Origin of the sequence: Amycolatopsis pittospori, from assembly GCF_013870525.1 — a bacterium.
In the GTDB taxonomy this organism is placed as follows: domain Bacteria; phylum Actinomycetota; class Actinomycetes; order Mycobacteriales; family Pseudonocardiaceae; genus Amycolatopsis; species Amycolatopsis pittospori.
Genome location: NZ_JACBXD010000038.1, coordinates 29460 through 48303 on the forward strand (window position 1 = coordinate 29460; position 18844 = coordinate 48303).

Below are 18844 nucleotides of genomic sequence, written 5' to 3' on the forward strand. Positions count from 1 at the left end.
GGGCATGAGCAACGACGCCTTGGTCACCCGGCTCCGCGAGCATCTCGGCAAGGCCGCGGTGCTCACCGACTCCGACGTCACGGACGCGTACTCGCGCGACATGATGCCGCTGGCCCCGGTCGGCAAGCCACTCGCCGTGGTGCTGCCGTCCGATGTGGAGGGTGTGCAGGCCGTCGTCAAGGCCTGCGCGGAGTTCGAGGTGCCGATCGTGCCGCGCGGCGCCGGCAGTGGACTGTCCGGCGCCGCGAACGCGATCGACGGCTGTGTCGTGCTGGTGCTGACCAAACTCGACCAGATCGTCGAGATCGACGCGGGCAACCGGCTCGCCGTCGTCCAGCCCGGCGTGGTCAACCTGGATTTCCGCAACGCGGTGGAGAAGCACGGCCTGTTCTATCCGCCGGACCCCTCCAGCTACGACTGGTGCACCCTCGGCGGGAACCTCTCCACCAACGCCGGTGGGCTGTGCTGCGTGAAGTACGGCGTCACGACGGATTCCGTGCTGGGACTGGAAGTCGTCCTCGCCGACGGGTCGATCCTGAAGACCGGACGGCGCACCGTGAAGGGCGTCGCGGGCTACGACCTCGCCCGGCTCTTCGTCGGCAGCGAGGGCACACTCGGGGTGATCACGCAGGCGACGGTCGCGCTGAAACCGTTGCCGCAGGCGCCTTCCACGTTCGTCGCGGGATTCAGCAGCACGGAAGCCGCCGGTGAGGCCGTCGCGCGAGTCGTGCGTGAAGGGCTCGTGCCGTCGCTTCTGGAGATCATGGACGCGACGTCCATCAAGGCCGCCGAGGCCTACCTCAAAACCGACCTCGGCGCGGGTTCGGACTGCAAGGCGTTGCTGCTGGCGCAATCCGACTCCGGCGGCGAAGTCGCGCGGCGGGAACTCGCGGCCCTGGAACAGATCTGCGTCGACTGCGGCGCGGATCTGGCCTACGCCACCGATGATCTCGAAGAAGGCAAGATGCTGCTGCAGGCGCGGCGGGTCGTGCTGAGCGCGCTGGAACTGTACGGCGTCTGGCTGACCGACGACGTCTGCGTGCCGCGCACCCGCATCGCCGAACTGATCGCCGGCTGCGAGCGGATCAGCGAGGAGGTCGGGCTGCGGATCGCCGTCGTCGGGCACGCCGGTGACGGCAACATGCACCCCACGATCGTCTACTCGCCCGACTCCGAGGACGAGTTCGCCCGCGCGCAGAAGGCCTTCGACGCGATTCTCGAGGTCGGTCTGTCCCTGGGCGGGACGGTCACGGGCGAGCACGGCGTCGGGAAGATCAAGCGCGAGTGGCTCGCCCGCGAAATCGGCGAAGTCGGCCTTCGCGTGCATCGCCAGATCAAGCAGGCCCTGGACCCCCAGAACCTCTTCAACCCCGGCTCGATGTTCTCCCTCTGACGCGCCGCTGAACTCGGTTTCGTGGCCGGGTACCGGTCGGGTGACACTCACCGCTGACACGGAGCTTGCCGCTGCGGCCGACATGAACGTCAAGACGGTCAGGCGTCAGGAAAGATTGCTCGCCGACCGGTTCAAGGCCGGACTCGTTCTGCACACCGGCAAATCGATCTATCGGCTCGACGAGCGGATCAGCGCTGTCCCCATCGCCGCGCTTTGGGGATGCTCAAGCAGGCTCCGGACCCGGGAACGAGCGGCGAGAGGGTCAGTCGCGGATCCGCGGAATCTGCTGGGTCACGTCCTCCGCGGTGTCGACGACGAGGCCGGTCGCGGTGGCCGCGTGCTTCTTCTCGCGGCGCGCCTTCAGGTACTCGAGCACGATCGGCACCACGGAGATCAGCACGATCAGGATGAAGATCGCGTCGATGTTGTCGCGGATGAACGGGATGTCGCCGAGCAGGTGGCCGAGCGCGGTGATCCCGGCGGCCCACAGGATGCCGCCGATGACGGTGTAGGTGAAGTACTTCTTCGGGTCCATCTTGCCGATGCCCGCGATCCAGGTGATGAACGTCCGCACGAACGGCACGAACCGCGCCAGGACGACCGCCTTCGGCCCGTGCTTCTCCAGGAAGGCGTGCGTCTGGTCGACGTACTTCTTGTTGAAGAACTTCGAGTCCGGCTTGCGGAACAGCCAGGGGCCGATCTTCCAGCCGAGGCCGTAGCCGAGCAGGTTGCCGAGCAACGCCGCGACGGTGACCAGGACGCAGACCAGCCACAGCGGCGCTTCGATCGAGCCGCTCGCGATGAGCAGGCCGGCCGTGAACAGCAGGGAGTCACCGGGCAGCACCGGGAAGATGCTGCTCTCGATGAAGATGATCAGGCAGAGCACGGTGATGACCGGGACGGTCAGCCCGCTCAGCAGGTGCATCGGGTCCAGCCACTCAGGCAGGAGCCCCATCGTCGTCACGTTGTTCTGCGCCAGGATCACACCAAAACGGTACAGGGTGACGCTGAGTGCCTTAATCCGACGGGAGGAGGCGGCTCAGATCAGCGTGAGCAGCCCGACGACCGAACCGGCGGCCAGTCCCAGCAGGACAGCCAGCAGCAACACCCAGTACGCGGGCAGCGGCGCGCTGCCGGGCGAAGGTGCCGGAGGCGGCGTCGGACGCTCCGCCAGCCTGGCCGTTTCCGCGTCCTCAAGCGCGACGCGCTCCCGTTCGAGCGAGTCGGCATCAGCGCCGGAGAGCAGACCGTACTGATGCGGCAGCCCGTGCTCTCCGGAAGACGGCGCAGGAGCCTCCGGCTCATCCGAATCACTCTCGGTGTCCGGTTTGACCGGTTTCTCGGCGGAAGTCTCGGTGATCCGCTCCGCCGAAGGGGCGAAGACGGCTTGTGCGCGCAAGGCATCGGCCAGGAGCTTCTCCGGGTCCTTGGGCTCGCTCATCCGGACTCCCCTCGCCGCTACCCGTCGCTGACCGACACACCGCCTTCGACCGCACCGCTCAGTGGGGCCGTGGCGCTCAATGTAGCCGCAGCCTCGTCCTTGACCCACTCGCCCTGGCGCAGCACCTTCACCGGCCGCAGGTCGCGGTCGAGCACGACGACGTCGGCCGCGAGCCCGGCGCGCAGCGAGCCGGTCCGGTCGGCGATGCCGAGCAGTTCGGCGGGCCTGCCGGAGGTCGCGCGGACGGCGTCGAGCAGGTCGATGCCCGCACCGCGGACCAGGTTACGGAAGGCCGCGTCCATGGTCAGGGTGCTGCCTGCCAGCGAGCCGTTCCCGGCGAGCGTGGCGACGCCGTCGCGCACGTCGACCTCGAGGCGGCCGAGGATGTAGCTGCCGTCGGCGGCGTCGGTGGCCGACATGGCGTCGGTGATGAGCACCGTCCGGCCCTTGCCGGCGTGGTGCGCGGCGAGCCGCAGCACCGTCGGGTGCACGTGGACGAGGTCGCAGATCAGCTCGACGGTGATCCGCTCGTCGTCGAGGAGGGCGCCGATCGGGCCCGGCTCGCGGTGGTGGAGGGGCCGCATGGCGTTGAAGAGGTGTGTCGCGACCGAGGCGCCCGCGTCGATCGCGGGGAGGATCTGGTCTTCGACGCCGTCGGTATGCCCGATCGCGGCGATGACGCCCGATTCGGCCAGCTGGCGGACCGCCTTGACCCCGCCGTGGAGTTCGGGGGCGAGGGTGACCATGCGGATGTCGCCGCGGCCCGCGCCGAGGAGCGCGTTGACCGTCGCCGTGTCCGGCTCGATCAGCGTCGCCGGATCGTGTGCCCCGCAGCGCGCCTTCGAGATGAAGGGTCCTTCGAGGTGAATTCCGGCAAGTTCACCCTCTTGGACCAGCTCCCGGAGGGCCGCGATCTGGTCCCGGAGCACCGGGATGGGGTCCGAGACGAGGCTGCCGAGCATGGTCGTGGTCCCGTGGCGCCGATGCGCGCGCACGGCGCGGAACAGCTCCTCGGGATTCCCGCTGGAGAACGACCCGCCCCCTCCGCCGTGGCAGTGGGTGTCGATGAATCCGGGCACCACCAGGTGCCCGTCGACGTCGACATAGTCGGCACTGCCGATGTCCGGGGGTGTCCCGGAACCGACTTGGACGATCTTGCCGCCGGCGATAGCCAGCCAGCCGTCGTCGAGTACACGGTCCGGGGCGACGACCCGGCCGCCCACGATCACGAAATCTCCGGCGCCTCTCACGCCCCCCAGCATATATTGGTCTGGACCAAGCATGGCGGCACAACCCAGCGGTCGAGATTAAGGCCGGGTGTCAGTTCGGCGACTGCATCGCTTTCTGCAGTGCCTCCAGCGCCCGGCTGGCGGTTGACTTCACGGTACCTTTCGAAATACCGGCGGCCTCGGAAATTTCGGCCTCACTCAGCCCACCGTAGTAACGGAGCACCAGAACTTCGCGCTGACGGGGCGGCAGTTTGGACAAAGCGCCCACAACGGCCTGATGTTCACTCGACAGCATGGCCAGGCTTTCGGCCGAACGCGCGTTGACGGCGTGCGGCGCGACGTACTCGCGAGCGGTCTTGCGGCGGCGCAGCACACTGCGTGATCCGTTGACCACGGCGGTGCGCAGATAGCCGACGGCCGCGGCGGCGTCCCGCAGTTTCCCCCAGTTGCGGTGCAGCCCGGTGAACGCCTCCTGGACGACGTCCTCGGCCGTGGCCGGTTCGTCCACGAGCAGGATGGCCAGCCGGACGAGCCGCATCCGGTGCTGGCGATAGAGATCCTCAAGGGTCAGCGGCGCCGCAGGCGGCGGTGGCGTGACCGGTCCGTCCATGGTGCGCAGATGGCCGAGGGTCGCCTCGACACTGCGTTCCGCATTGCCCTCGAGCATGTACCCCTACCTGTTCATTTACCCCTTTGATGCACAACCTGTGCGTGGCGCCCGGCCAGCGTATCGGGTTAGGCAGGAGTCCTGCCTGATCGGATCCTCCAGATCGCGCTCCGGAGTCGGATAGCGTCTGTGGCGGCACTGCTCGAACGATCTTGGAGACGTCGATGGCCTGGTTCCTGGTGGAGATCCGGTACGTACAGGAAAAGCTGGAGGACGTGCGTCCGCGGCACCGGAAGTTCCTCTCCGACCTCGCCGAACAGGGCGTCGTCGCCCTCGGCGGCCCGCTCGGCGACGGCTCCGGCGGCATCTCGCTCTACCAGGCCGACGACGAGGCCGCGCTGCTCGAAATCATCAACCAGGACCCGTACCACCTGGAAGGCGTCGTCGCGGAACGGATCGTCCGCGAGTTCAAGCCGGTGATCGGCGCCTGGCTGCCGCAGCAATCCTGAGCGGTCAGAGATCGAAGGTGACCGGTTCGCGTTCGACGCAGATCCGGACGCGGTCGCCGGTCACCGCCGGCAGCTCGCAGGTCCCGCAGAATCCCTGGCGGCACGAGTACGCGATGCCGGGCACGGTTTCGCGCAGGACGTCCAGCGTGGTCCGGTCGGCGGGCACGTCCAGCGTCACGCCGCTGCGGGCCAACCGCACCTGGAACGGCTTGCCGCCGACGATCGGCGGCGTCGAGAACCGCTCGAAGAACACGGGTCCGGATGGCCGCAGTGCCGCGTCCGTCCGGACGCCGACGATCATCGGAATAGGGCCGCAGCAGTAGATCGGGGCGTTCTCCGGGGCGCCTTCGAGCAGTTCCGCGCCCGAGGCGGGGATCCCGTACTCGGTGTCCGGGCGCACCCAGACGCGTTCTCCGAATCGGGACAATTCCTCCAGAAAAGGCATCGAAGCCCGGTCGCGGCCGGTGTAGACCAGCTGCCAGTCCGCGCCGGACGCGGCCGCCTGCCGCACCATCGGCAGGATCGGCGTGATCCCGATGCCACCCGCGATGAACAGGTAGGCCGGGCTCGCGACGAACGGGAACGCGTTGCGCGGGCCGCGCGCGGTGATCCGCGCGCCCTTCTTCAACGCGTGCACCGCGGTCGATCCCTCGCCCAGAAGCCGGACTCCGACGCGGTAGGCCGAGCGGTCGTCCGGGTCGCCGCACAGGGAGTACTGCCGGACCAGCCCCGGACGGGGCGAGAGGTCGACATGCGCGCCGGGCCGCCAGCGCGGCAGGATCTCGCCGCGTTCTTGCACCAACCGCAGGCTGACCACACCTTCGGCTTCGACGCGGAGGTCGTCCACGATCAGCGGCAGGTCGCGGTCGACGGCGAGTACCGGCGGACGACGGCGTCCGCTGACCCCGCTGAGCCTGCGGTAGACCGCGACGACGCCGGTCAGCGACGCCATCACGCGGTCGGTCCGCCCGCTGCCGTCGAGCCGCAGCGGGCGCGTCGGCGGCGTCACCGTGGTTCGTCGGCCGCCAGCGCGGCCGGGGAACTCGCGAGGTACGCGACCGCTTGGTCGGTATCGCCGGTTTCCGTGGGGTGGTACGACTTCTTGAAGTACGGCCGGATCTCGCGGCGCAACTGCCTGCCCGACGGCAGCAAGCCGAGCTTCGCCACTCGCAGATATGTCTTGAAACTTGTCTTGCCCGGCCGGGTCGGGTCGTTCTTCATGAGGAACCTGGTGCCGCGCAGGAACACCCACGCGAGCACCGGCGTCACCACGAGCATGCTGCGCACGCGACGGCCGTAGCGTCCATCGAGGTGCATGAAGAGGTCGAAGGCGACAGAGCGGTGCTCGACCTCTTCGGCGCCGTGCCAGCGCAGGAGATCCAGCATCGTCGGGTCCGCGTTCGCGTCGTCGAGTGACTTGGCGTCGAGGATCCACTGGCCGAGGAACGCGGTGTAGTGCTCGATCGCGGCGATGACGGCGAGCCGTTCGATCAGCCATTCTTCCCGCCGTTTGGCCGAAAGCGGTCGATCGCCGAGCAGGCGGCGGAACATCCACTCCATCTGCGCGATGTACGGCCGCACGTCGACGCCGGCCGCTTCGAGGTGTTCGGCGGCACCGTCGTGCGCCTCGGCGTGCATGGCCTCCTGGCCGATGAAACCGAGGACGTCCTCCTTGAGCCGCTCGTCGCGGATCAGCGGCACAGCCTGCTTGAACACCTCCACGAACCAGCGTTCGCCCTCCGGCAGCGCGAGGTGCAGCACGTTGATCGTGTGCGTGGCCTGCGGTTCGCCGGGGATCCAGTGCATCGGGAGCGACGCCCAGTCGAACTTGACGTCGCGAGCGTGCAGGACGATCTGCTCGTGGTCCTCGTGCCGGGCCGTCACGACACCCTCCCGCTGAGCTCGTAGTCGCTCGGGTCGACCTTGCGGGTCTCCAGCCAGTAGCGCCAGGTGAAGCCGGGCCAGATGGTGCGGTTGACGCCCTTCGCGTCGAGGTACCAGCTCTTGCAGCCGCCCTGGGTCCACACGCCCTTGACGAGTTTCCGCTGGATCTCGCGCTGGAACTTGTCCTGCACGCCAGGCCGGACGTCGAGCGCCGCGGCACCGCGCGAATCGGCGAGCCTGATCGCGTCGACGACGTAACGTGACTGCGATTCGATCATGAAGACCACGGAGTTGTGGCCCAGCGCGGTGTTCGGGCCGAGCAGGAAGAACAGGTTGGGGAAACCGGAGACGCTGATGCCCTTGTGGGTGTGCATCCCCTCGGTGGCCCATTCCTTGGCGAGGTCGCGGCCGTCGATCCCGGTGATGTCCAGGTATTCCAAGGCGTCCGTGACCTTGAAGCCGGTGCCGTAGATGATCGCGTCGACTTCGTGCTCGACGCCGTTCCCGTCGACGACGCTGTGCGCCTTGACCTCGCGCACGCCCTCGGTGTTGACGTCCACATTGGACCGCGCGATCGCCGGGTAGTAGTCGTTGGAGATCAGCACCCGCTTGCAGCCCATGGTGTAGTCGGGGGTGACCTTCTTGCGCAGCGCGGAATCCTTGACGCCCTTGCCGATATGGCGCTTCGCGATCACCTCGCCCGCCTTCATCATCGCGGGGTGGCCGTTGAAGCCGATCGCCCGCGCTTCGAGGAACCAGTACAGCGCGTTGCGGTAAAGCCGTTGCACACCGGGGATCCGCCGGAACGCCGTCTTGGCCCAGCCGGGCATGGCGTGGTCCGGTTTCGGCATGATCCACGGCGGCGTCCGCTGGAACAGTGTCAGTTCGGTGACCTCGGGCGCGATCTCCGGGACGAACTGGACCGCGCTGGCGCCGGTGCCGACCACGGCGACCTTCTTGCCGCGCAGGTCGTACTCGTGGTTCCACTGCGCGGAATGCCAGGTCTGACCCTTGAACTTCTCGATCCCGGGCAGCTTCGGCACCTGCGGGATGTGCAGGCCGCCGACGCCCGAGACCACGAACTGGGCCTCGATGGTCTTGCCTGCCTTGGTGTGGACGTGCCAGCGGCGCGCGGTCTCGTCCCAGTCGGCGCCGGTGAGTTCGACGCCGAACAGGATCTTGTCGCGGAGCCGGTACTTGTCCGTGACGTCTTTCAGGTACTCGAAGATCTCCGGTGCCGGGGAGAACGACCGCGACCAGTCCGGGTTCTGCTCGTACGAGAACGAGTACATATGGGACTGCACGTCGCAGGCGCAGCCGGGGTACGAGTTGTCCCGCCACGTACCGCCGACTTCGTCCGCCTTCTCCAGGATCACGTAATCCCGGATCCCGGCCTTTTCGAGCTGGATGGCCTGGCCGAGCCCGGAGAATCCGGTGCCCACGATCACGACCTTGAATCGCTCGGTCATCTGCGCCCTCCACGTCGAGGCTTGACTGCGCGGATGACGTTACCGGAAGTAACAGTTACTTTCTAGTACGACCTACCTGTCAGTACGTTCCGCCGAGTTTCGAGTGGTCCCAGCTCACGATCTTGGTCGGCTTGAAGATCAGCCCGATTCGCTTCGCGGCCTGCTTGCCGATGAAGCCGGCGAGCTCGTCGGGCACCGGGTCGCCGGGCTTCGCACCCGCGTACCGCTGGGTCAGCTCGATACCCATCTGGGTGACCACGGGCGTATCGGTGATGATCTCGACGTCCGCCTCGATGGAGATCCCGCGGAGCTTGTCGTAGGCGTCGCCGTCCTCGATGAGCACGGTGGCGCGCGGGTCGCGCTCCAGGTTCTTCGCCTTCTGGGACGAGCCATAGGTCCAGGTCGCGATGCCGGACTCGTGCGGGTAGTACCAGAGCGGGGCGAGGTGGGGTCGGCCGTTGGGGCCGATCGTCGCGACGTTGATGACCTTCTGCTCGTCGAGATACGCGGTGAGCTCGTCGGGTGTCATGCGGATCTGGTCGCGACGGGACATATGCGGTCAGCCCTTCAGGTTCGGCGCTGTTGCGGCCCGGCCTGCCTGGCCGGTCACTGAAGATTCGTACGCGCCGCGCTGCTCGATGTCCACGAGTGCGGCCGCGTCCGCCTTCTTGATCCGGCCGCGGGAGCCGATCTCGATGATCGGCGGCAGGAACGCGCGGATGAGCTTGAGCCCGCCGACCCAGCGCGGGACGTGGATGGTGCGGGCACGCTTGTTGATGCCGGCCTGAAGGAGGTCGAGGGCGACCTTCAGCGGGTAGGTCTTGCCGAGCAGGCCGGGCATGCCCGCACGGAGCTTGCCGAAGACCGGGTGCTGGTCGGCGCTTTCGACGAGGTCGGTGCGGATCCAGGTCGGATGCGCGACACCGACCTTCACGCCGAGGTGGGCGACTTCGGCGCGGAGGCTGTTGGAGAACGCCTCGACGCCCGCCTTCGCGGCGGCGTAGTTGGCCATGCCGGGGGCGTGGGTGATCGCGGCCAGCGAGGAGATCGTGAGCAGGTAGCCCTTGCGCTCGATGACATGCGGAAGGGTGACCCGGAAGGTGCGCCAGACACCCAGGAGGTCGACCTCGATCACCTTCTCGAAGGCGACCGGGTCCACCGACCGGACGAAACCGGAGGTCGCGATGCCGGCGTTCGCGATCACGACGTCGATGCCACCGAAGTGCTCGACGACGCCGGCGGTGGCCCGCTCGAGGTCGTCCCAGCTGGTGACGTCGGCTTCCAACGCGTGGGCGTTGTCGCCGATCTTCTCGGCGACGGCCTGCTGTTCCTTGGCTTCGATGCCGACCAGGGCGACCTTCGCGCCCTGCGCGGCCAGGCGTTCGGCGAGTCCCGCGCCGATGCCCCTGGCGGCGCCGGTGATCAGGACGACCTTGCCGTTCACGCTGTTCTTGGCCACGTTGCCTCCTCGTCCGAGCCCTAAGGCTTTCGGACGGTACCCCAACCTACCCGGAGTAAGCTACCCGCAAGTAAGTCCGCATTTAGTCCTCTGGATGCGGTAGTTGGTGGTGCGAACTACCGCATCCAGAGGACTAAATGCGTGTCGTGAGGTGCGTGGTCAGTCCTACGTACGCGTTCTACGGGTCGTGAAGGCCTCCTTGCCTGCCCTGAAGGTAGGCAAGGAGGCCTTCACGACCCGTCGGCGTGGTCCCTGGTGATGATGGGTTGGCCGTGACACCCGGCGACAGCCTTGAAGTCCGCCACCCGGCACGACGCCTTCGCCTCCGCCTGATCCCGGAGCGTTTCGCCCTCTGAATGCGGTAGTTGGCGGTGCGAACTACCGCATCCAGAGGACTAAATGCGGGGAGGGGGCTAGCGCGAAGCGGTGGTGAGGGCGTCGACCTCGTCGGCGGTGAGGGCGAGGTCGGCCGCGGGCAGGAGGTCGTTCAGCTGCTCGACCGAGCGGGCGCTCGCGATGGGCGCGGTGACGGTCGGCTGCGCGAACAGCCACGCGAGCGAGACCGCCGCGACCGTGACGCCGCGACCGTGACGCCGCGGTCGGCCGCGATCGTGTCCAGTGCCGCGAGTACGCGCTCGCCGCGTTCGTCCAAATAGGACGAAGCGCGGGCGGCGCGCGGGCTGTCGCCGAGCTCTTCCTTCGACCGGTACTTCCCGGCCAGGAATCCCTTGGCCAGTGCGAAATACGGCAGGACGGTCAGGCCTTCGCGTTCGACCGTCGGCGCCAGTTCGGTTTCGTAGTCCCGCTCGACGAGGTTGTAGTGTGGCTGAAGGGCCGCGTACTTCGCCAGACCTTCGCGGTCCGAAATGGACAGTGCTTCGGAAAGTCGTTCCGCGGAGTAGTTCGACGCCGCGATGTAGCGGACCTTTCCGGCGCGCACGAGTGCGTCGAACGCCTGCAGCGTCTCTTCGATCGGGGTTTCGGGATCGTCGATGTGCGCGTAGTAGAGGTCGATGTGGTCGGTCTGGAGCCGCCGCAGCGAGTCCTCGGCCGCCGCCGCGATGTTCGCCGCGGACAGGCCTTTCCGCTCGTCCCACATACCGGTCTTGGTCGCGATGACGACGTCGTCGCGACGGCCGCTCTTGGTCAGCCAGTTGCCGATGATCGTCTCGGATCCGCCCTTGGAGTACAGGTCGGCGGTGTCGATGAAGTTGCCGCCCGCCGCCGTGTAGGCGTCGAGGACGGCGAAGGACTGCTGCTCGTCCGCGGTCCAGCCGAAGACGTTCCCGCCGAGGTTGATCCCCCGGACGTCGAGGTCGGTGTTGCCGAGTTTCGCCATGCCTCGAACTTAAGGGAAGACATCGGCGGAGGTTGGTGTTAGCTCGGATCATGGGACTCGAACTCGGCAGGATCGGCATCTGGCAGCTCGAAGGCGTGCTCAGCCCTGAGCTCGCACGCGAAGTGGAAGAACTCGGCTACGGCACCATCTGGATCGGTGGTTCACCGTCGGGTGACCTCGCGAAGGCGGAGGAACTCCTCGACGCGACGAAGTCGATCAAGGTGGCCACCGGCATCGTCAACATCTGGAAGGACGACGCGGCCACGGTCGCCGAGTCCTACAAGCGCATCGTCGCGAAGCATCCGGATCGCTTCCTGCTCGGTGTCGGCGCCGGGCACCCGGAGCACACCGCCGAGTTCAAGAAGCCGTACGTCGCACTGGTCGAGTACCTCGACGCCCTCGACGCCGCGGGAGTGCCCGTCGAAGGCCGCGCACTGGCCGCCCTCGGCCCGAAGGTGATCAAACTCGCAGGAGACCGCACAGCGGGAGCCCACCCCTACCTGATGACGCCCGAACACACGCGTCAGGCGCGCGAGATCCTCGGCGAAGGACCGCTGCTCGCGCCCGAGCAGAAGGTCGTCTTCGAGACCGATCCGGCGAAGGCCCGCGAGATCGGCCGGAAGTCCGTGTCGTTCTACCTGGGCCTGGTCAACTACACGAACTCCCTGCGGAAACTCGGTTACACCGACGAGGACCTGGCGGGCGAAGGCAGCGACAAGCTGGTCGACGCGCTGGCCCTGCACGGCGACGCCGAGACCATCGCCCGCGGCGTCACCGCGCATGTCGAGGCCGGGGCGGACCACGTGAACATCCAGGTACTGAACTCCGACCCCCTGCCGGTCTACCGGGCGCTCGCCACGGTCCTTCTCTGACGCGACGGCTGTAGGCACCTCCCGGCCGACCTCGTACGATGCGGCCGAGAGGTGCACCAGCCTGCTTCGAGGAGGAGTAAACGATGCCCATCGCCACCCCCGAGGTCTACGCGGAGATGCTCGACCGGGCGAAGGCGAATGAATTCGCCTACCCGGCCATCAACGTGACCTCGTCGGAGACCCTGAACGCCGCGATCCGCGGGTTCGCCGAGGCGGAGAGCGACGGGATCATCCAGTTCTCCACCGGCGGCGCGGAATTCGCGTCGGGCCAGAAGGTCAAGGACATGGTGACCGGTTCGGTCGCGCTCGCCGAGTTCGCTCAGGTCGTGGCCGCCAAGTACGACGTCAACGTCGCGCTGCACACCGACCACTGCCCGAAGGACAAGCTCGACGGTTTCGTCCGCCCGCTGATCGAGATCTCGGCCGAGCGGGTCAAGAACGGCCAGAACCCGCTGTTCCAGAGCCACATGTGGGACGGCTCCGCGATCGACCTCGACGAGAACCTCGAGATCGCGCAGGAACTGCTCGCCAAGGCCGCGGCCGCGAACATCATCCTCGAGGTCGAGATCGGCGTCGTCGGCGGCGAGGAAGACGGCGTCGAAGCCGAGATCAACGAGAAGCTGTACACCGCCGAGGGCGACTTCCTGAAGACGATCGACGCGCTCGGTTCCGGCGAGAACGGCCGCTACCTGCTGGCCGCGACCTTCGGCAACGTGCACGGCGTCTACAAGCCGGGCAACGTGAAGCTGCGCCCGGACGTGCTCAAGGGTGGCCAGGAGGCGGCGTCGAAGAAGCTCGGCCTCCCGGCCGGCTCGAAGCCGTTCGAGCTGGTCTTCCACGGCGGTTCCGGCTCGCTGCCCGAGGAGATCCGCGAGGCGGTGTCCTACGGCGTCGTGAAGATGAACGTCGACACGGACACGCAGTACGCCTTCACGCGTCCGATCGCGGAGCACTTCTTCAAGAACTACGACGGCGTCCTGAAGATCGACGGCGAGGTCGGCAACAAGAAGGTCTACGACCCGCGTAGCTACCTCAAGGCCGCCGAGGCCGGCATGGCCGCGCGCATCGTCGAGGCCGCGCAGTCCCTGGGTTCGGCGGGCAACAAGCTCTCCTGACCCGCTTCACCCGCGTGCGATGAACGGCCCGTTACCTGCGAACTTTGCAGGTAACGGGCCGTTCATCGCGTTTTGAGGCTCAGCCAGCCGGAAGCTCCGTGCGGCTCCGGCGCTTCTCCAACAGCGAGTTCACCGCTCGCGTCCCCGGCCCGGCGGCGGCCCACAGCGCGCCGACCCCGACCAGGCAGACCGCGGCCGTCCAGTAGGCGACCGGCGGCGCGGACTCCGTATGCGCGTCACCGAGGATCCAAGGCCGGAACTGCGACTGCACCCACAGCATCCCGTAGCCGGCCGCCGTCACCAGCAGCGCTCCGGTGCCCGCGGTCAGCAACGGATGACCGCGTCCGATGCGGAACGCCAGATCCACCGCGAGGCCGACGGCGAGCAGGTAGAACGGCACGACCGAGACCGGGAACCCCATCCCGAGCAGCAGCGGCCACATCACCAGGCGGTAGCCGAGGTAGGCCGCGGCGACGGTGGTCCCGGCCCAGCGGAAGCCCGTCGTGTGCCGCGCCAGCGCGAAGATCAGCGCCATCACGCCGATACCCCACAGCGGGTAGACCCAGTCGTCGATCGGCATCGTGAAGTACTCGACGGCCACCCGGTCGACCGGATGCCCGATCTGGTTCGCGGCGAAGTTCAGCAGTTCGGGCTCGGCCTCGGGCGTGCCGCGTTCCCAGGCGCGCAGCCCGAGGATGCCGTACTCCTGCTGTCCGTTCGGGAAGAACGTGTTCTCCAGGAAGAACGCCCACAGTCCGAGTAGGACACCGGTGCGCATCCGGCCGGGCTTGGCGAACTTCAGCCAGCCCATGATCACACCGGCCTGCATGATGCCCGTGCCGATGTAGAGCATCATGTGCGACGGGCTCCACGCGGTCAGGTCCAGGCCGTTGACGCGGTGGTTGATGACGTCCAGCGGCGCCGCGATGAGGAACACCACGAGCCCGATCTGCATCAGCCGCAGCGAGCGTCGATCGGCGCCCATCCCGGTGTAGCTGTGGATCGCGACGAGCACCATGATGATCACCGTGCCGACGGTGTTGATCAAATGCGGCGGGGCGAGATCGTCCCGGAGCCACATGAAATGCCACGACATGTCCCAGGACGAGCCCACCATCTTGAAGGCGAACGCCGCGAGCCACATCGAGTAGCAGAAGTTCAGTACCCAGTCCGGCGTCGCCTGTCCCGGCGCACCTCGGTGCCAGTGAAGCTTGAAGAACAGCTTCGTCTTCGCGATCGGACTGCGGGGGATGACACCCGGCGAGAGGTCCCCGGTCACTTCTGTCGCCTTTGTCATGCCGGTATCTTCCCTGCTCCAGGTCACGAGATGGGCATTTGGGGTCGAAAATCGGGGTTCACCCGTAGGGGTGGCGGATTTGCGGTCGGCATGCGAAGCAGGGCAAGGTGTGCCGCCATGATGCCGAAACGACTCGTCGCGGCGGTCCTCGTGGCCGCTCTGGTGCTCGCCGGTGGGGGCATTCTCGGGAGCCTGTTCTTCTAGTCACAGTGTTATCGAGCGCGCGCTGACGAAAGCTCGCCGAAGAGGGCGCACGCTGTGACGTCTCCGTCGGGCGCAGGGCGCCCCTGGGGAGACGTGTCGGCACAATAGGCCTTATGACGAACCTCCTCGGCCCCCAGCCGACGCACCTTCCCGAGCACACCGCCGCGCAGGCGGCCCTCGACGCCGGGACCGACCCGGCCGCCGTCGCCGCCGAGCACCCCGAATACAGCGAGGCCTGGGCTTCGCTCGCCGAGAAGGCGTTCGACGCCGGCGAGACCGTCGCCGCGTACGCGTACGCCCGCACCGGTTACCACCGCGGGCTCGACCAGCTTCGCCGCGCGGGCTGGAAGGGCCACGGCCCCGTGCCGTGGGCTCACCGGCCGAACCAGGGCTTCCTGCGGTCCCTCGCCGTCCTCGGCAAGGCCGCCGGCAAGATCGGCGAGACCGAGGAGTACGACCGCTGCCGCACCTTCATCAGCGACTCGGACCCCGCCGCCGCGGAGGCGACCGGCCTCAAGTGAGCCGCTAGGAATGGCCCGTTACTGGCAAATTTTGCAAGTAACGGGCCGTTCCTCTCACGAGAGCCGCTAGAAGAGGCCGCAGTTCCCGAAGGCGGGCAGCCCCGCGAAGCGCCCCTCAAGCCAAGCGAAGGCTTCAGGGAACGCGCGGATGGCACCGCCGACGTGCGTCGGGACCAGCGAAGTCGAGAACTGCACCTTCGCGCCCTTCGCGCACCACGAACGCGCCATGGTCCTGCCCTGCGCGTAGGGGACGATGTCGTCGAGTGCACTGTGGACGACCAGTGTTGGCGCTCCCGGTTTCCGTGCTCCGATGAGCTGCTGGTCGACTCGCGTCTTGAAAGGTTCTTCGGCGAGGTACGCGGTCAGCGGCCGGCCGTCCTTGGTCAGGTTCTTCGACTGCGTGAACGCGTGCCCGAAGATCGCGTCCACTGTGCACTCTTGCTTGACCTTCTCGAACGCCTCGACGCCTTGGGTGTTCAGTAGGGCGGGGATGTTCAGCTCCGGGTACGCCGCGTCCATGCTGACCAGCGTGAACCCGAGGAATCCGAACGCGTAGTGCCCGTCGATGTTCTTGCCGACTTCGGCCAGGTTCGCCGGGACGGCGCCCGCGTACGAGCCCTTCAGCTTGAGTTCGGGAGCGTACGACGGCTGCAGTTCGGCGGCCGACGCGGACGCGCCACCACCCTGCGAATAACCCGCGGTCGCGACAGGACCGTTGTCGGGAAGGTTCGCTTCGGACAGACGCTGCGCCGCTCGGATCGAATCGAGGACGGCGTTGCCCTCGGCGACGCGGTTGACGTAGGTGTGGACACCGGGGGTGCCGAGGCCTTCGTAGTCGGTGACGACGATGCCGTAGCCGCGAAGCAGCAGTCCGGCGATGAAGGGCCCTTCGTACTCCATGCCCGCAGCGAGCGCTTTCGACGGCGCGCATTGGTCGCCGACGCCCTGTGTTCCGGCGGCGTAGCCGATGATCGGCCGCTCACCCGCCCCGGTCCACGCCTTCTTCGGCGTCAGGACCGTGCCGGTCACGGCGTTCGCCTTACCGTGGGTGTCGGTGCTGCGGTACATGATCCGCCGGACGTCGGCGTCGGCCTTGATGAGCTTCACCGGATCGACGTAGAACGTCGACGGTTCGTGCCGGATGATGTCGCCGGGAGCACCCGCGGGCAGTGGCGACGGGGGATCGTAGAAGGACGGGGCGGCGACGGCCTGCTGTGCCCCGAAGGTCAGCAGGGCCGCGAAGACGGCCGCTGAGACGGCGGCGGAAACCCCGCGCCGGGATCCTGGACGCATGCTTGCTCCTCGTTGAGCACACACATTTTCGACAGGGATGTCGAAAAAGAGAGTCAGTGAGGTGGCGCACGATGTCAAGTCCCGCGCCGAGAGGGAGACCCCGCAAACTCCCGGTCGGCGAGCAGCGTGCTCGGGTGCTGAGTTCCGCGGCCGGAGTCTTCGCGGTGCACGGCGCGCAGGCGGCCACGATCGAGCAGATCGCCCGGCGCGCGGGGGTCTCCCGCCAAGCCGTCTACGAGCAGTTCGGTGACCGCACGACGCTGTTCGCCCAGGTCGTGGCGGATATCGAGGAACGCGCCTTCGAGGCGATCGGTGCGCCCGCCCTCGACCTCTCGCAGCCGGAACTCCGGTCCTGGGCGCGCGCCAACTACGCCAACATGTTCGCCTTCGTCGCGGCGAACCCCGAGGCTTTCCCGGTCCTGCGCGAGGCGGAACGCATGGGCGACCCGGCCCTCACCCGCCTGAGGGAGCGGCTCGCCGCGGTCTACACCGAGGCGAGCCGGCGGCGCTGGGCACGCCACGGCGTCGACTCGGGCCGCGCGGACAAGGCGCTGGTCACCCTCTTCTTCGCGATGACCGAAGCGCTCGTCCAGGTGAGCTGGGACGGCGAGCCGCCCGAAGCGGACGCGCTCATCGACCTGCTCACCGAATTCACCGTCGGGGGCGTAGTACGCCTTCGGACCGCGGCCACCGACGTGATGGAAAGACTGAGGTAGCGATCAGGCCGCGACGGCCTCCAGAGACTTTTCAGCCTCTTCGGCCACCGTCGCCAGGTCCGGTGAGGACACGACACGGTTGCGCCCGTTGCGTTTCGCCGCGTAGACGGACGCGTCCGCCGAAGCCATGACCTCGTCGATCGTCCGCCCGTCGAGCGGGAACGTCGCGACGCCGACCGACGCCGTCCGCTGCTCGATCACCACGGGATTGCCCTCGTTGTCCTGGGTCTTGATCACCATCTCGCTGATCCGCTGGCGGATGCGCTCGGCGACGGCGACGGACTCCTGCTTCGACGACGATGTCAGGAGCACCACGAACTCCTCCCCGCCGAAGCGGCCGGCGAGGTCCTGAGCCCGCGTTTCGGCCTTGACCAGCGCCGCGACGCCCTTGAGGACGTCGTCGCCCGCCAGGTGGCCGTAGGTGTCGTTGATGCTCTTGAAGTGGTCGAGGTCGATCATCAGCGTGCCGAACTGGCCGTTCTCGCGCTCGGCGCGGGCGACCTCGCGGACGGCGCCCTGCTGCCAGGTCGTGGCGTTGAGCAGCTGGGTCTTCTGGTCGGTCGTCGCGAGCTCTTCGAGCTGCTTGATCAGCACCGAACGCTGCAGCAGGTACAGCGGCAGGAAGACGAGCAGCACGAGCACCGGCTGCTGCGGCAGCACGGCGAGCACCAGCGCGCCGATGCAGACCGTGGAGGCTTCGAGGATGTTGTCGTCCCAGGAGCCGAGGAGGGTCTGGACCGAAGCCTTCTTCGGCGCCGCGAAGTAGAGGCCGGTGCCGGTGAAGACGGCGTTCATCAGGAAGAAGGCGAGGCTCGCGGCGCAGATCGAAGTCACCGACTCCGGCGGGGCCCCGACGGCCTGAACGGCCGCCCAGGCGGCGAACGCGGTCAGCGTCATCGATGTGGCGTTCGCCACAGTTCGGTGCGGGTTGACCGTGCGAAGACCTGCCCAACTGCGGTATCCGAGGTGAAGATAGATCACCGCCACGAGAAGCGAGGCCAGTTGAGGCGGCAGCAGAATCGCTCCGGGGAGCACCCAGACCGACGTCATGTTGATATGCGGGGTGACGCTCATGCTGCGCCGCTGCCGCTCGATCCGGCGCGTCGCCTCGGTGTGCGCGATGGCGAGGCCCGCGAGCAGGAAACACAGCAGGACCTGCGAAGACGTGATGGAGATGGATGCGGCGAAGACCCCCGTCAGTGCCAGCATCGTCGCCACGGAAAACCCGGTGTAGGTGATCCAGTGTTTAGGCCTCTTCCACAGCTCCCACGCCCCTACCGTGAGAGCCGAACGATGTCCAGCGCGTTCCTCCGATGTGATCATCTTTCCCCCTGACTGTTGCGTCATTCTCCGAAACCCCCTACTTACCGACAGCTTCCACCGACTTGCGGGCTGTCGACAAGCTCCCTAGGTGTGTACTTTTCTCTGAGAGGTCGAGGGAAAGGTGCCAGCGATGGCCGGTAGGGATCAGTGAACTGGGGCGCGAGCCGACAGGC

18 protein-coding genes and 1 pseudogene are annotated in these 18844 nt (G+C 67.5%); 6 read left to right on the forward strand and 13 right to left on the reverse strand.

Translation table 11 applies throughout. The annotated features are described in order from the left end of the window. Positions 1-4 precede the first annotated feature (4 nt). Positions 5-1393, forward strand: coding sequence for an FAD-binding oxidoreductase (locus tag H5J31_RS21590; RefSeq protein ID WP_181774436.1), 1389 nt, complete (start codon positions 5-7; stop codon positions 1391-1393). 262 nt (positions 1394-1655) lie between these two features. Here the strand turns inward: H5J31_RS21590 and H5J31_RS21595 are convergent, their stop codons facing one another. From H5J31_RS21595 to H5J31_RS21610, 4 genes are all read right to left on the reverse strand, one after another. Continuing rightward, complete coding sequence (locus H5J31_RS21595) at positions 1656-2378, reverse strand: DedA family protein (protein ID WP_181774437.1); 723 nt, start codon at positions 2376-2378, stop codon at positions 1656-1658. A 54-nt stretch (positions 2379-2432) separates the two neighbouring features. After that, positions 2433-2834 (reverse strand): hypothetical protein, encoded by a 402-nt coding sequence (locus tag H5J31_RS21600; RefSeq protein WP_181774438.1) that lies wholly within the window; start codon positions 2832-2834, stop codon positions 2433-2435. 17 nt (positions 2835-2851) lie between these two features. Continuing rightward, positions 2852-4063 (reverse strand): N-acetylglucosamine-6-phosphate deacetylase, encoded by a 1212-nt coding sequence (gene nagA, locus H5J31_RS21605; RefSeq protein WP_181774469.1) that lies wholly within the window; start codon positions 4061-4063, stop codon positions 2852-2854. A 91-nt stretch (positions 4064-4154) separates the two neighbouring features. Then, positions 4155-4730 carry a SigE family RNA polymerase sigma factor gene (locus H5J31_RS21610; RefSeq protein ID WP_181774439.1) on the reverse strand — a complete coding sequence of 192 codons (576 nt, stop codon included), beginning with the start codon at positions 4728-4730 and terminating at the stop codon, positions 4155-4157. Positions 4731-4894: 164 nt separating this feature from the next. Between H5J31_RS21610 and H5J31_RS21615 the strand changes: the two genes are divergently transcribed. Further along, the gene (locus tag H5J31_RS21615) at positions 4895-5179 is read left to right on the forward strand and encodes a YciI family protein (protein WP_181774440.1); all 285 of its coding nucleotides are present in this window, start codon (positions 4895-4897) and stop codon (positions 5177-5179) included. A gap of 4 nt (positions 5180-5183) precedes the next feature. Here the strand turns inward: H5J31_RS21615 and H5J31_RS21620 are convergent, their stop codons facing one another. From H5J31_RS21620 to H5J31_RS21645, 6 genes and pseudogenes are all read right to left on the reverse strand, one after another. Beyond that, positions 5184-6188, reverse strand: coding sequence for a PDR/VanB family oxidoreductase (locus tag H5J31_RS21620; RefSeq protein ID WP_181774441.1), 1005 nt, complete (start codon positions 6186-6188; stop codon positions 5184-5186). Continuing rightward, on the reverse strand, positions 6185-7063 hold the full coding sequence (locus H5J31_RS21625; RefSeq protein ID WP_181774442.1) for a metal-dependent hydrolase: 879 nt from the start codon (positions 7061-7063) through the stop codon (positions 6185-6187). Before H5J31_RS21625 ends, H5J31_RS21620 begins: the two co-directional genes overlap by 4 nt. Beyond that, the gene (locus tag H5J31_RS21630) at positions 7060-8532 is read right to left on the reverse strand and encodes a flavin-containing monooxygenase (RefSeq protein ID WP_181774443.1); all 1473 of its coding nucleotides are present in this window, start codon (positions 8530-8532) and stop codon (positions 7060-7062) included. The genes H5J31_RS21625 and H5J31_RS21630 overlap by 4 nt, the downstream gene beginning before the upstream one ends. 79 nt (positions 8533-8611) lie before the next feature. Next, positions 8612-9085, reverse strand: coding sequence for a pyridoxamine 5'-phosphate oxidase family protein (locus H5J31_RS21635; RefSeq protein WP_181774444.1), 474 nt, complete (start codon positions 9083-9085; stop codon positions 8612-8614). A gap of 6 nt (positions 9086-9091) precedes the next feature. Continuing rightward, entirely contained in the window at positions 9092-9991 is a 900-nt protein-coding gene (locus tag H5J31_RS21640; RefSeq protein ID WP_181774445.1) for an SDR family oxidoreductase, read from the reverse strand. Between the two features lie 413 nt (positions 9992-10404). Further along, positions 10405-11330 (reverse strand): annotated as a pseudogene (locus H5J31_RS21645) (aldo/keto reductase). Positions 11331-11380: 50 nt separating this feature from the next. On the opposite strand from H5J31_RS21645, the gene H5J31_RS21650 reads away from it, so the two are divergent. Together H5J31_RS21650 and fbaA are read left to right on the forward strand one after the other, a co-directional pair. Beyond that, a complete protein-coding gene (locus H5J31_RS21650; RefSeq protein WP_181774446.1) occupies positions 11381-12202 on the forward strand; it encodes an LLM class F420-dependent oxidoreductase in 822 nt (273 codons plus the stop codon). Between the two features lie 83 nt (positions 12203-12285). Further along, on the forward strand, positions 12286-13317 hold the full coding sequence (fbaA, locus tag H5J31_RS21655) for a class II fructose-bisphosphate aldolase (RefSeq protein ID WP_076156309.1): 1032 nt from the start codon (positions 12286-12288) through the stop codon (positions 13315-13317). Positions 13318-13396: 79 nt separating this feature from the next. Here fbaA and H5J31_RS21660 read toward each other — a convergent pair whose 3' ends face one another. Beyond that, on the reverse strand, positions 13397-14614 hold the full coding sequence (locus H5J31_RS21660) for a hypothetical protein (RefSeq protein ID WP_181774447.1): 1218 nt from the start codon (positions 14612-14614) through the stop codon (positions 13397-13399). A 317-nt stretch (positions 14615-14931) separates the two neighbouring features. Here H5J31_RS21660 and H5J31_RS21665 point away from each other — a divergent pair, with 317 nt between their 5' ends. After that, on the forward strand, positions 14932-15339 hold the full coding sequence (locus tag H5J31_RS21665; RefSeq protein WP_181774448.1) for a DUF3151 domain-containing protein: 408 nt from the start codon (positions 14932-14934) through the stop codon (positions 15337-15339). A gap of 66 nt (positions 15340-15405) precedes the next feature. On the opposite strand, the gene H5J31_RS21670 is transcribed toward H5J31_RS21665, so the two are convergent. Then, complete coding sequence (locus H5J31_RS21670) at positions 15406-16632, reverse strand: lipase family protein (protein WP_181774449.1); 1227 nt, start codon at positions 16630-16632, stop codon at positions 15406-15408. A 134-nt stretch (positions 16633-16766) separates the two neighbouring features. Between H5J31_RS21670 and H5J31_RS21675 the strand changes: the two genes are divergently transcribed. Continuing rightward, the gene (locus H5J31_RS21675; RefSeq protein WP_181774450.1) at positions 16767-17348 is read left to right on the forward strand and encodes a TetR/AcrR family transcriptional regulator; all 582 of its coding nucleotides are present in this window, start codon (positions 16767-16769) and stop codon (positions 17346-17348) included. A gap of 3 nt (positions 17349-17351) precedes the next feature. Here the strand turns inward: H5J31_RS21675 and H5J31_RS21680 are convergent, their stop codons facing one another. Then, positions 17352-18671 (reverse strand): sensor domain-containing diguanylate cyclase, encoded by a 1320-nt coding sequence (locus tag H5J31_RS21680; RefSeq protein ID WP_181774451.1) that lies wholly within the window; start codon positions 18669-18671, stop codon positions 17352-17354. Between the last annotated feature and the right edge of the window lie 173 nt (positions 18672-18844).

Bases quoted from the DNA above. Each gene is read 5' to 3' on its own strand.
- H5J31_RS21660 (WP_181774447.1), bottom strand. From the start codon at position 14,614: ATGACAAAGGCGACAGAAGTGACCGGGGACCTCTCGCCGGGTGTCATC.
- H5J31_RS21630 (WP_181774443.1), bottom strand. From the start codon at position 8,532: ATGACCGAGCGATTCAAGGTCGTGATCGTGGGCACCGGATTCTCCGGG.
- H5J31_RS21615 (WP_181774440.1), top strand. From the start codon at position 4,895: ATGGCCTGGTTCCTGGTGGAGATCCGGTACGTACAGGAAAAGCTGGAG.
- H5J31_RS21665 (WP_181774448.1), top strand. From the start codon at position 14,932: ATGACGAACCTCCTCGGCCCCCAGCCGACGCACCTTCCCGAGCACACC.
- H5J31_RS21670 (WP_181774449.1), bottom strand. From the start codon at position 16,632: ATGCGTCCAGGATCCCGGCGCGGGGTTTCCGCCGCCGTCTCAGCGGCC.
- H5J31_RS21590 (WP_181774436.1), top strand. From the start codon at position 5: ATGAGCAACGACGCCTTGGTCACCCGGCTCCGCGAGCATCTCGGCAAG.
- H5J31_RS21680 (WP_181774451.1), bottom strand. From the start codon at position 18,671: ATGATCACATCGGAGGAACGCGCTGGACATCGTTCGGCTCTCACGGTA.
- H5J31_RS21635 (WP_181774444.1), bottom strand. From the start codon at position 9,085: ATGTCCCGTCGCGACCAGATCCGCATGACACCCGACGAGCTCACCGCG.
- H5J31_RS21610 (WP_181774439.1), bottom strand. From the start codon at position 4,730: ATGCTCGAGGGCAATGCGGAACGCAGTGTCGAGGCGACCCTCGGCCAT.
- fbaA (WP_076156309.1), top strand. From the start codon at position 12,286: ATGCCCATCGCCACCCCCGAGGTCTACGCGGAGATGCTCGACCGGGCG.
- H5J31_RS21650 (WP_181774446.1), top strand. From the start codon at position 11,381: ATGGGACTCGAACTCGGCAGGATCGGCATCTGGCAGCTCGAAGGCGTG.
- H5J31_RS21600 (WP_181774438.1), bottom strand. From the start codon at position 2,834: ATGAGCGAGCCCAAGGACCCGGAGAAGCTCCTGGCCGATGCCTTGCGC.